The organism is Rhizobium sp. SVR5-2C (genome assembly GCF_056755115.1).
This window is the reverse complement of sequence record NZ_JBNDHT010000017.1, coordinates 55,471-68,218: the sequence shown is the minus strand read 5'-3', so window position 1 is coordinate 68,218 and position 12,748 is coordinate 55,471. Positions and strand designations below refer to the sequence as shown.

7 protein-coding genes are annotated in these 12,748 nt (G+C 60.0%); all 7 read right to left on the bottom strand.

Annotation, left to right across the window (positions count from 1 at the left end):
• A partial coding sequence (locus ACPYOI_RS07490; RefSeq protein WP_481422735.1) for a GH36-type glycosyl hydrolase domain-containing protein occupies positions 1–7,951 on the bottom strand: 7,951 nt, incomplete at its 3' end.
• A 566-nt stretch (positions 7,952–8,517) separates the two neighbouring features.
• Complete coding sequence (locus ACPYOI_RS07485) at positions 8,518–8,682, bottom strand: hypothetical protein (RefSeq protein ID WP_481418156.1); 165 nt, start codon at positions 8,680–8,682, stop codon at positions 8,518–8,520.
• 137 nt (positions 8,683–8,819) lie between these two features.
• Positions 8,820–9,005, bottom strand: a complete 186-nt coding sequence (locus ACPYOI_RS07480; protein ID WP_168831795.1) for a hypothetical protein — start codon at positions 9,003–9,005, stop codon at positions 8,820–8,822.
• Positions 9,006–9,166: 161 nt separating this feature from the next.
• Positions 9,167–9,916, bottom strand: coding sequence for an ABC transporter ATP-binding protein (locus ACPYOI_RS07475; protein WP_481422734.1), 750 nt, complete (start codon positions 9,914–9,916; stop codon positions 9,167–9,169).
• On the bottom strand, positions 9,913–10,746 hold the full coding sequence (locus ACPYOI_RS07470) for an ABC transporter ATP-binding protein (protein WP_481418153.1): 834 nt from the start codon (positions 10,744–10,746) through the stop codon (positions 9,913–9,915). Before ACPYOI_RS07470 ends, ACPYOI_RS07475 begins: the two co-directional genes overlap by 4 nt.
• A complete protein-coding gene (locus ACPYOI_RS07465; RefSeq protein ID WP_481422733.1) occupies positions 10,743–11,678 on the bottom strand; it encodes an ABC transporter permease in 936 nt (311 codons plus the stop codon). The genes ACPYOI_RS07470 and ACPYOI_RS07465 overlap by 4 nt, the downstream gene beginning before the upstream one ends.
• Entirely contained in the window at positions 11,675–12,742 is a 1,068-nt protein-coding gene (locus ACPYOI_RS07460; protein WP_481418151.1) for an ABC transporter permease, read from the bottom strand. Before ACPYOI_RS07460 ends, ACPYOI_RS07465 begins: the two co-directional genes overlap by 4 nt.
• Positions 12,743–12,748 lie beyond the last annotated feature (6 nt).

The window sequence follows — 12,748 nt, the reverse complement described above, 5'->3', positions numbered from 1 at the left end:
CGAGACGGTTCATGACCGCGTCGATGGCCTTTACCGCGTGATCCGGATCGCCTTCGCCGGAAAGCACACTCCAGGACTGCGCGATCGAGTCAATCTGGCATTCCAGACTTTCCTTTGATCCAAGCAGACTGCCGTCGTCGAAGGTACCCCGGCGGTAGTAAGTACCATCCCATGCTGCGCGTTCGAGTGCTGCCTTCAGCTCGGCGAGATGCTTTGTCCAGCGTTCGACGCGAGCAGTGTCACCCCGCTCTTCAGCGTAAGGCGTAAAGGACCGCAACGCGCCAGCCAGGAACCAGCCGAGCCAGACGCTCGTGCCCTTGCCATGGATTCCGACGCGATTCATGCCGTCGTTCCAGTCGCCGCCCAGGATCAGCGGCAGGCCGTTTTCTCCCTTGCGCTTGATTGCGAGATCAAGTGCCAGGGCCGCATGCTCGTAAATGCTGACCTTGTCATCCGAAACTTCCGGACGGAAGAATGAGTCATGCTGCCCCTCGAGCAGCTCCGGCCCCTCGACGAACGGCAGCTCTTCCTCAAGCAGGCTCTTGTCACCTGTCACGCTGCAATAGTGGTGGATTGCATAAGCAAGCCAGACGACGTCGTCCGAGATCAGCGTCCGCACACCGGCACCGGTTCCCGGCAGCCACCAATGTTGAACGTCACCCTCGCGGAACTGCCGGGAAGCAGCGTTGACGATCTGGTTGCGCGCAAGCGACGGCTCCTGAAGGACGAAGGCCAGCGTATCCTGCAGCTGGTCGCGGAAGCCGAAGGCACCGCTTGCCTGATAGAAGGCCGAACGCGCCATGATGCGGCAACCGAGGCTCTGATACGGCAACCACGTATTGATCAGATTGTTCATCGCCGCGTTCGGTGTCGAAATCTGCACCTTGCCGGTGAAGCCCTGCCAGAAGTCGCGGTTTGCCTGGACGGCGTCTTCGATCGACGTCTTGCGGATATCCGCGACCAACGCCTGAGCCTCCTCCTTCGAGCCGGTGTCGCCTAGGAAGAAAGTGACATGACGCTCTTCGCCGGCACCGATTTCGATATCGAATGCAAGCGCAGCCGCCGGATCGCCATCAAGGTCAGTAACGCCGGAAAGCGCGACGGACGGCTTGAGCGCCTGCGGAGCCTGGACCGTACCAGCCTTACCGATGAATTCGCGTCTGCTTACCGTAAAGCTGGACGGCTTCTCGCTCGCAGCAAAGAACGAAACCCGGCTCGAAAAGTCGATGCTATACTGGTTGGTCGCAATCAGCGCGCCCGTTTCCTCGTCGTGCGACGAGAGAATGAAGGGCGCCGTGTGCTGGGCGTTGTTGCCGAGAACCCACTCGACATAGCCGTAAAGCCGCAACTTGCGCGGAGAGGCGCCGAGGTTGCGCAGCCGCACACGCTGCAGTTTGACGGGCTTCTGGCGATCGACCGTCTGCGTCACTTCCAGAGCGATATCGTTCTGCTCGCTGGAGAAGACCGAGTAGCCGAGGCCATGGCGCGCTTCGAAGCGGACATCGCTCCGCTCCGAAAGTCCTGCGAACGGTGTCATGACTGCACCGCTGTCCAGATCGGCGACGTAGATTGCCTCGCCTGAGCGGTTGATGACGGGATCGTTCGACCAGGAGGTCAGCTGGTAGTCTCGCGAGTTGACGCTCCAGGTGAAACCGGCGCCTTCAGCAGATACGTGGAAGCCGAACTTCTCGTTGGAGATCACATTGATCCAGGGATGCGGTGTCGCCGTGCCGCCGGCGAGGCGGGTGACATATTCGCGGCCGTCGCGGGCAAAACCGCCAAAGCCGTTCCAGAAGTCGAGGTCGCCTTTGTCTTCGATCTCAAGCGGCGCGGGCTTCGGCTGCACGATGGCGGCTACACGCTTAACCGGCGCCTTGCGCTCCGCGCGTTCCATTTCTTGAGGCTCTTCTTTCGAAGGCGCAGAAAGCGCAACCGCGCGGTTGATCTGATCGACAACTTTGCCGTTCTTCGCGTGGAGGGTGACACGCGAAGCGGAGATCAGGGCGTGATACGTCGCCTCCTCCATCAAATCCTTGCGGACGGCAAAGATATGCTGGCGCAGACCATCGGCCTGACCAATTCGGCGGACGTTCTCGCACATCTGGTCGACGGCGTGCTGCAGATCCTGCGCATAGGAGGATGCGCGCTCATTCATGATGACGAGATCGGCCGTGAGCCCGCGCGAGCGAAGATACTCCTCCGCCAGAAGGGCCTCGCGAACGATTTCGAGGTCCATGTCATCGTCTATGCGCAGCGTAAAGATCGGAAAGTCGCCGGAGATCGCGAGCGGCCAGAGCGATGACTGAGACTGCATGCCCGCCTGGACGACTGCAGCATCGGCACGCAGATCCATGTCCGGATAAACCAGATACCGGCCGAGATGCTGGAAGGCCGCAGCCTGCTGCGACGTCACGCCGACATGACGCATCTGCACCTGCGTGCGCGTCCATGCCTGGACGAGCTCGTGGTTGAAGGCATCAGCGTGGCGATAGCGTTCAACAGCCTTGTCCACCTCGTCGCGGCTGGGAGCGGCGATCGTCCAGAAGATCACGCTGACCTTCTTGCCCGCAGGCACGCGGAGGGTACGGCGCAGCGACAGAATCGGATCGAGCGTGAAGCCGTCGGTGCCCGACAACGTTGCACCAGGATCGAAGGCAGCAGCATCCGCGAGGCTCCGGCCGCGGCCGAGGAACTTGCGGCGGTCGGTTTCGAACTCCGTCTGGCGGGCAGGACCCGAACCGTCGACGATCAGATGGGCGATGCTCATATTCGGTTCATTCGGGTCGCGCTTTTGGCGCTCGGCGCGGATGATATCGCCGCGCTTGCCGAATTCCGTCTTCACGAACATACGGGCGAAGGCCGGATGCGCGTTGTCCACGTCATCCGATGCGATCACCGGCTCCATATAAGAGGTGACCTCGATGAAGCGGTCTTCGGAGCCCGTGTTGAACAACGTCAGACGGCGGGCCTCCGCATCGTGTTCCGTCGTGACTATGCATTCCACTTCACTGCTTAGGTCGCCGACGACTTTCGTGAATTCCGCCTTTTCGTCGGCAAAGAGCACGTTGACCTTTTCACCTTCGACGCTTTTCGGCTCAGCCGTTGCCGACCACCATTCGTTGGTCGTGGTATCGCGCAGGAAGATGAAGCTTCCCCAACGGTCTTCCGTCGGATCGGCTTTCCAGCGGGTGACGGCCTGGCCGTTCCAGCGCGCATAGCCGGCACCGGTTGCGGTCAGCATCATCGAATAGTGACCATTGGACAGGAAGACGAGTTCGCGGTCCCGCGAAAGCGGGTCGGAGATCTTGCGAAGCTCCGGCCGCAGCAGATCGTCCTGGATGCTGGCGGGCGTATCGGATTCGTGCTTACCACTCATGACAGGAATGTCCCGTGGCGCCTTTTCCTGCAGCAGCAGCTCAGCCGCTTCGATCACCGGATCGGAGTGGAAGAGTTCGCGCAGATGCCCATTAAACGCCACGTTTGCGATAGCTGCAATCGACATTCCGTGGTGGTGAGCATAGTAGTTGTAGACGACTGCGCATTTCTTGCCTTCCGGCACACGCGTCGGCGTGAAGTCAACGGCATCGTGGAAGCCAAACTTGCCGAGCGCGCCGACGTTGCGCAGGCGCTGCAGGTTTTCGAGTGCGCCCTGCGGATCGTACTGGCTGGCGAGGATCGAAGCATAGGGCGCGATGACGGCGTTGTGCCCCAGACCGCGCTTCAGGCCGAGCGAAGGCACGCCGAAGTTCGTGTACTGGTAGTTGAGGTTATGGTCACGGGCGTTGAAGGCCGCTTCCGAAATACCCCATGGGATGCCGAGCTTGCGTCCATAGTTCATCTGCTCGACCACGACCAGGTTGTTGGTCTGATTGAGAATACCCCCACCCCGCTCCTGCATGACCAGCGGCGGCATCAGGTATTCGAACATCGAGCCGGACCAGGAGACCAGCGCGCCGCGCGAACCCACCGGCACGACCTGGCGGCCCAGGCGGTACCAATGCTCGGTCGGCAGGTCGCCCTTCGCGATGCCGAAAAGGCTGGTGAGGCGGCATTCCGATGCCAGCAGATCGTAGCAGGCCTGGTCGAGCTCGCCGCTTTCGACACGATAGCCGATCGAGAGAAGACGGCGTTCCTGACGAAATAGGAAGCTGAAATCCATCGAGAAGGCGAGATCGCGGGCCTTTTCGCGGAGAGCGATCAGACGCGGACGCAAAGCATCGATATTGGAAAGGTCGAATGTGCTGTCGGCAATATGCGCTTCACAGACCTTCACGAGAGACTCCCCCCAGCGGGTGAGTTCGGCGCTTTGTGCTGATTTAACTTCGTGATCGAGGTTCGCTGCAAGCTTCTGGATGTCGCGTGCCAGAACGGCAAGGTTGATGACGCGGATGGAGGCGAACTCGTGCTCGCGCTTGACGGCGGCGAGCGCGTTTTGGAAGCCAACGATCCGCTCTTCCAGGCGGCGACGGAGCGGACGGATGGTCTTGCGGTCATCCGGGAGAACGGCGAGCACTTCGCCGAGGATACCGGCGGTATCGCCTACACCGTCGAGGTTGCCCTGCATATGAGCCGAAGGCGCCTCGGCCCAATCGCGGCAGGCCGACGAAACAGCGATCAGGTGACCGGCAAGGTTGCCGCTGTCGACCGAGGAAACGTATCGCGGCCCGAGGGTCTGCAGCGTATCGGTGTGATACCAGTTGAAGAGATGGCCGCGGTACTTTTCCATCTTGTCGATGGTGGCGATTGTCCGTTCCAGCCGCTCGATCGTCTCTTCGAACGAAAACCAGCCGAACTGGCGGCCGGAAATGACCGAGAGCAGATAGACCCCGATATTGGTCGGCGAGGTTCGGGTCGCGACGATGACGTGTGGCGTCTCCTGAACGTTATCCGGCGGCAGGTAGTTCTGTTCCGCCGTCGTGAACGCTTCGAAATAACGCCAGGTCCGGCGGGCAATCTTTCTGAGTTCGCTCGATACCGAGTCGGCAACTTCGAGCCGGTCTTCGGTTTCCGCCGACTGGCTGACAGACCAGGCAACGAGCGGCGACAGGATCCACAACAAGGCAAACGGAATGCCGACGAGGAACGCGTTGTCCCCGGAAAGCGCGGCAAAGCCGAGAGCAAGCAGGGCAAGCACCGGCGCATGCCACATCGCCTTGTAGTAGGAGAGTATCGTTCCCTGCCCGCGGGCTTGCACGCTAGCGGCGGTACGCCACTGCAGCATCAGTTTATGGCTGACGGAGAGACGATAAAGGGAACGGCCGATCGCATCGGCCATCATGCACGCCGTGTCGGCAATGAAGACGATACGAAGGGCGACCTGAGCGTTGGCGGCGCGGATGTCCGACCAGACGGTATAGAGATGTGCGCGCGCGACAATATCGCTGGTACGCGGAATGATGCCGTGGATGAGCGAGAGCGTCGGCGCGACAAAGAGGCAGAAGATCAGAAGTATCTGCCATACGAGCGCCCCAAGCGGGCTCATGAAATACCAGCCGAGCACGGAGGCGAAGAACCAGGCGATCGGCGTCAGCGACCGGCGCAGGTTATCGAACATCTTCCAGCGCCCGAGGGCGGTGACGCCGTATTTCGGATTAAACATATACGGAAGAAGCTGCCAGTCGCCGCGCGCCCAGCGATGCTGGCGCGAGGTCTCGACCTCGTAACGGACCGGGAAATCTTCGACCAGCTCGAGATCAGTCACGAGCGCGCAGCGCGCCATCGAGCCTTCGAGAAGATCGTGGCTGAGAACCGAGTTCTCCTCGATGCGGCCCTTCAGCGAAGCTTCAAAGGCATCGACGTGGTAGAGCCCCTTGCCGGTGAACGTGCCCTCGCCCGCGAGGTCCTGATAGACGTCGGAAACCGTAAACACATAAGGGTCGAGACCGCGGTTGATGGAGAAGACGCGCTGGAATACCGAGGCGTCCTTTCCGGTCGTCAGCGACGGGGTCACGCGCGGCTGCAGCACGCCATAGCCGCTTTCGACCCGGCCGGTTTTCGGATTTATGACCGGACGGTTGATAGGGTGATAGAGCTTGCCCACAAGCTTGGTGACCGCATCGCGCATCAGGCGCGTGTCGGAATCGAGCGTCATGACGTACTGAACATCGGCGGGAGCCACGTTGGCGCCCGGCAGATAGGTCGTGTCGCTGTCGCCACGCAGAAGCATGTTCAGTTCGTGCAGCTTGCCGCGTTTGCGCTCCCAGCCCATCCAGACGCCCTCGGACGGATTATAAATGCGGCGGCGATGCAGGAGATAGAAGCGTGTCTTGCCATCATAGGCATAGCGGGCTGAAAGATTGGCGATCTCGCGGCGGGCATAGTCCAGCACTTCGAGATCGTTCGCCGTCTCTTCAACGGCGCTATCCGGCCAGTCGCTCAGCAGCGCGAAATAGATTTCGCCGCGCGGATTGGCGAGGTAGTGAACCTCGAGATTGCGAACCAGTTCGTCGACGCTGTCGCGGTTGGAAATAAGGCATGGCACCGCCAGAAGCGTGCGCGCGTCCTTCGGAATGCCTTCCTTGAACTCATAGCCGACAAGCCGCGCCGGTATTACAAAGAAAGACAGCAGAGTATTGAACAGGCCTGTCGCCCCCTCCGATGCCGGAAGCGAGAACATGACGAGCAGCACTGCGATTGCGAAAGCGCCCATGCCTGCGGCCGCCATGAAGTGCCCAACGATCGCCATTGCGATGATGGTGAGCAGGAAGACGGGAGCCGCGATCGACAGCCAGTTGAGCTTGCGGACTGCTCGAACAAGATGTTGGGCGATTGTCGGCCGATAATTGGCCCGCGCCTCGAATTTCGGCCGGTGCATGCCGGTGAGGAAGCCACCGACATTCGGCTCATGCGGCTGCGGCTCCTCGGAAGCCCTCGCTTCGGAAGTCATGTCGAGCGCCAGCTGAGCGATTTCCATCTCCGTTAGCGGCGAGCGCTTGGCGAGCTTTTCAATCTGCTTGCGGTATTTGTTTCGCGACCCCGAATCGAGTGCACCGTAGTCGGAATTCTCCCAAAGCAGCTTGTCGACGTGGCTGACCTGCTCCACCCAGACCGACCACTCCGTGTCGTCGATCTCGCGAAGGCTCCGGATGATGTTGCCCATCGTGACATTGCCGGAGGATAGGCGGCTGTGTTCCGCCATTGTCGCTTCTTCGGTGTCACGGCCGAGCAGTTGTAGGCGCTCGTCGAGCCAGGCGATCGCAAGACTGGAAGCCTGCGAACCGTCGCGCATGCGGTAGAGGAACTGCGTCGAGAAGGTATTGTCCTCGGCAAGCGGTTCCAGCGTTCTCAGATAGTCGGCAGCCCTCGCCGGATCGGTCAGGCGCACGAGTTCGTCGGCGGCTTCGTTGGCGCGGCGACGCAAGCGGCGGCTGTGTTCGACGCGGCTCGAAATCCTGCGGAGGTTTTCGACGAGCACATAGCGGACGAGCGACGGCAACGCCCAGAGCTCACCGATGCGCAGCGTTTCGCTCTGCTGGAAACCGTCGACAAGCGCCGTCAGGCTCTCTTGCGAAACCGTGCTGTGGGTATGGGCGACATAGAGCCAGGCGAGCACCAGCGTGCGCGGCATCTGGACACCGTCGACATTGATCGTCGGCAATTCGCGATAGAAGCGCCGCGGGAAGTCCCGGCGGATCTCCTGGATGGCCTCTTCGACGATGTAATGGTTATCGAGAAGCCATTCTGCGGCGGGCGTGATGGTCTCGCCTGATTCCACGTCGGTCGCGGTTGTGCGATAGACGCGCAGGATTTCCTTCTCGTTCTCCTTGTGCCGCGCGAAGAAATCGAACGGCGCAAAACCCGGCAGCGAAACGACGCTTTTGCGAGCGACCGCAGCACCCATCGCCTTGATGTCTTCAATGGAGAGATAGGTCGAGCGGATCGCATCGCCGTAATCGATGTGCTTCGTTTCGGACTCGCGTGAGGACGCTGAAGACGGAATGGAAATGGTCATGGGTTCGGTTCTGGATCCAAACAACGTTATGATAATTTCGCTAGCCTTTTGCACCGGCAATTATGACTGTCGCATGAACGGTCCAAAGCCATTGCATAAAGACGCAAGGGACGCAGATCCTCAATACTAAACGGGTTTAGGCTCGATCTGCTGCGTGCCCCCCGCCGGCCACTGCTGCCTTTTGACTCCACCCCAAGAGGCACTCCGGAAAGTTGGACACCATCGCGATAATTCAAGTCAAGAGACATCAATTGCGCTGCACCCTTCGCGTCATTTCTGTAGCTTGGAGTTACTCAAAGAAAAATCCGGCACCGTTGTGGCACCGGACTTCAATTTATCACCGCGCGACAATTGGCGATATCGCTCGGACGCATGTCCGAACGTTTCGCGCAGCCATCGCATTTTCCATTTTCTCAGGGGAGTTCAGGCGGTACGTCAGGCGGATCGTTGTTTCCGACCAAAGCTCCCGCCTCGTCTAGGGGGCATTCAAGGCCCGACAATCTGCAAGGCCAGAATGCTGCGTAAGCTATGTAGGATGAGTGTGCTGGCAAGGCCCAGCATAATCGTCAACTGATAAGGCCGCAGACCAATGCTGCAACGAAGACGAACGCCGCAGCGACCAACGTCGCGTTCAGTGCGAGATGAAGTTTGTGACGCGTCGACGTCAGCTTCTTTGCCGGTGCGGAACTATAATGGTTCGCGTGAGTATGCGAAATACCCAGGTCTGCCATGTGTTGCCTCCGTCTTGTTTTCGTTGATGCCGCGGTCAATCGCCGCCACATTCCTATATTCTCTATATGATAGGTAGAGATAAATTTCCTTCCAAGGCGCAGAGGATGGAAAATCTAACCCGCACCCGACGATTGGCTCAGCAAAGCGTGCGCCATGCCCAGATCAATGAACGCTCGATCGCATTTTCTTCCCGTTGGGCACCGGAAGCTTCGATCAATCGGCGGTCTTTCTCCGCAGGAATGGAAATGGGTGCCCGTTCGGTACGTCCAGCCTTAGCCGGAGGGTCGAGATATCCCATGGTCATCCCGCCGAGAAAGAACATGCGTCACCTCCACGATCACGAAAGCTAACAAGCGTTAACAGGATCATGACAGATGAAAAGCCGCTGTCAATAGTCTAGCCGAATGGTCGTCTTTTAACGGGCATTTAACCTTAACACACAGGCACATCCAAGCATTTCAAATACTTGATAAAATCCGGGTTTCAGGCTTTGACGAAGCCCTTGCTCGCGATCATTAAATTTCGCGTGTAGTCTTCTTGAACATCCGCATTGGCCAGTTGGCCGGAGGTCAGCCGTTCCACGACCGCGCCGTTGCGCATCACGGCAAGCCTTTCGCACATATGAGTAACAACACCGAGATCGTGGCTCACCATCACGAAGGTCAGCTTGCGGTCGCGTCTGATCTGCTCCAGGAGATTGAGCACTTCCGCCTGGACCGAAGCGTCAAGTGCCGATGTCGGCTCGTCCAGCAACAGGATCGACGGCTCGACGATCAGCGCCCGCGCAATTGCCACGCGCTGCCGCTGTCCGCCGGAGAGCTGGTGCGGATAGCGAAAGCGGAAGCCGTTTCCGAGCCCTACCTCATCGAGCGCGCGTGCGATACGCTTGTCGCTGTCTCTGATGCCGTGAATTGCCAAGGGCTCGATCAGCAAGCGGTCAATCGTCTGCCGCGGATGCAGGGAACCATAAGGGTCCTGAAACACCATCTGGACATTTCTGTAGAAGGCCTTGCTGCGTTTTGAACCATGCAGCGGCTCACCATGAATGCGAATAGTGCCGCCGGTGACAGGAGCAAGACCCGCCACCGCACGAAGCAGCGTCGATTTCCCGGACCCTGATTCGCCAACCAGGCCGAAGGACTCGCCCTGAGCCACGGCGATGCTGGCATCCTTCAGCGCCAGAAAATCGTCATACGCGACACTGACATTTTCGACCGAAAGCGCAGCGCTCATTGAGCCCACTCCGGTTTGCGGTCGAGCACCGGCAGCGGGTGGCGATCATCCCCGATTTGCGGCATGCAGTTCAAAAGCCCTCGCGTATAGGGATGCTGCGCATTCTTGAGCTCCGAAGCCCTCAGTTCTTCGACGATCTTTCCTGCATACATGACGATCACGCGGTCGCAGAACGACGAAACAAGCCGCAGGTCGTGGGACACGAATATCAGTCCCATGCCGCGCTCTGAAACGAGCTTGTCCATGATCTTGAGGACATCGAGCTGTACGGTGACGTCGAGCGCCGAGGTCGGCTCGTCTGCGATCAGCAGATCCGGCCCGGCGATCAGCATCATGGCGATCATCGCACGCTGGCCCATGCCGCCCGAGACCTCATGCGGATAGAGATCGAAGACGCGCTTCGGATCGCGGATCTGTACCGCCTCCAGCATGGCAAGCGCCCGTTCGGTCGCCTCCGCCTTGCTGACCTTCTCATGCGTTCTCAGAGTTTCGGAAATCTGCCTGCCGATCGACATCACCGGATCGAGCGAATATTTCGGATCCTGCAGTACCATGGCGATGCGCTTTCCGCGCAGGAGCCGCCGTTCTTTCGCCGAGGCTGAAAGCAGATCGATGCCATCGAAGACGAGCTTGTCCGCCGTGACGATACCGTGCTTGGGCGTAAGCCCCATGATTGCGCGCCCGGTCTGCGATTTGCCGGATCCGGACTCCCCGACGATACCGAGGCGCTCCTTGCCGAGGGTAAAGGACACGCCGCGAACGGCTTCGATCACGCCCGTGCGCGTCGGGTAGCTGACCCTCAGGTTCCCCACCGTCAGCAGATCCGTCATTGGCCGCTCTCCTTGGGGTCGAGCGCATCGCGCAGACCGTCACCGAGCAGGTTGAAACCCAGGCTGACGATGAGGATTGCAATACCCGGCATGCCTGCTACCCACCATTGATCGAGGATGAAGCGGCGACCCGAGGCGATCATCGCCCCCCATTCCGGCAGCGGCGGCTGAGCGCCGAGACCAAGGAAGCCGAGACCGGCTGCGGTCAGAATAATGCCGGCCATGTCGAGTGTCACACGCACGATCAGCGACGAGATGCAGAGCGGCATCACGTGGCGGATGATGATGCGGATCGGCGAGGCGCCCATCAGCTTGACCGCCGAGATGTAATCGGAACGCCGTACCGTCAGGGTTTCGGCACGGGCAATGCGGGCGTAGGGCGGCCAGGAGGTGATCGCGATCGCGATGATCGCATTCTGGATGCCCGGACCAAGCGCAGCAACGAAGGCGAGCGCCAACACCAGCTTGGGGAAGGCCAGGAAAATATCGGTGATGCGCATCAGCACGGCATCGACCCAGCCCCCGGCATAGCCGGAAACGGTGCCGACAATCAGCCCGATGGGTGCCGAGATGATCGCGACCAGCACCACGACAAACAGCGTCAACCGCGATCCGTAGATCAGGCGCGAGAAGATGTCGCGGCCCTGATCATCCGTGCCGAGAAGGTACTCGCCGGTTCCAGGTGGCACGAGCCGCGCATTCTTCAGATCGCCGACGACCGGTGAGTGTGTTGCAATCACGTCGGCGAAGGCGGCGATCAGAAGCAGGACGATGATGATCGCTAGACCGACGACCGCCAGCCTGTTGGCGGCGAACTGACGCCATGTCACATAGGCGCGTCCGAGACGGGCCTGCATACGCGATTGCGGGCGATCGGAAAGCAACCATTCGCGGCGGGTCATCGGCGCCGTCTGATTTGCTGGAACCGTCATTGGCTTCGCGTCCTTGGATCGAGTGTGCGGTAGAGAAGATCGGACAACAGGTTGATGGTGATGAAAACGGTGCCGATGACGATCGTACCGCCCAGAACCGCATTCATGTCCGCATTCTGGAGCGAGTTGGTGATGTAAAGTCCGATGCCCGGCCACGAGAACACCGTTTCCGTCAGCACCGAGCCTTCAAGAAGGCCGGCGTAGGAAAGCGCGATCACGGTGACAAGCGGCACGGCTGCGTTCCGCAATGCGTGGCCCCAGATCACCCGGGTTTCCGAAAGGCCTTTGGCGCGTGCGGCCACAATATATTCCTGGCCGAGTTCGTTCAGCATGAAGCTGCGCGTCATGCGGCTGATATAAGCGAGCGAGAAATAGCCGAGCAGCGAGGCAGGCAGGACGATGTGGCGAAACACGTCGTAGAAGACGTCCCATTGCCCCTGCATGGCGCTGTCGATCAGGTAGAAGCCGGTCACCGGCGTGAAGCTATATTCATAGACGATGTCGATACGGCCCGGAAAGGCGACCCATCTGAGCTTCGCATAGAAGACGACAAGCGAGATCAGCGCCAGCCAGAAGATCGGAACCGAATAGCCGATCAGCCCTATGACCCGCACGACCTGGTCGGCGATGCTGCCGCGCCGAACGGCCGCAAGCACGCCGAGCGGAATGCCGATCACTCCCCCGATCAGGGTGCCGAGGGTGGCCAGTTCGATCGTCGCCGGAAACACACGCCGGATGTCGGTCATCACCGGGTTCGTGGTCAGTACCGAATTGCCGAAGTCGCCGGAAAGAATCCCCTTCAGATAGATGAAGAACTGCTGGTAGAGCGGAAGGTTGAAACCCATCTCTTCCCGCACCCGCTCGACGACGTGTGTCGGCGCCCGGTCGCCAAGGATCGCGAGAACCGGATCGATCGGCACCACGCGGCCGATGAAAAAAGTGACGGCCAGAAGTCCAAGATAGGTCGTCACGGCGGCAATCAGGAAACGCCCGATTGCCTTCGCAAGGGGAACGGCCCGGCCCTTTGCGGGCCGCGCCTCCATTTTGGTTTCGACAATGCTCAATGAACC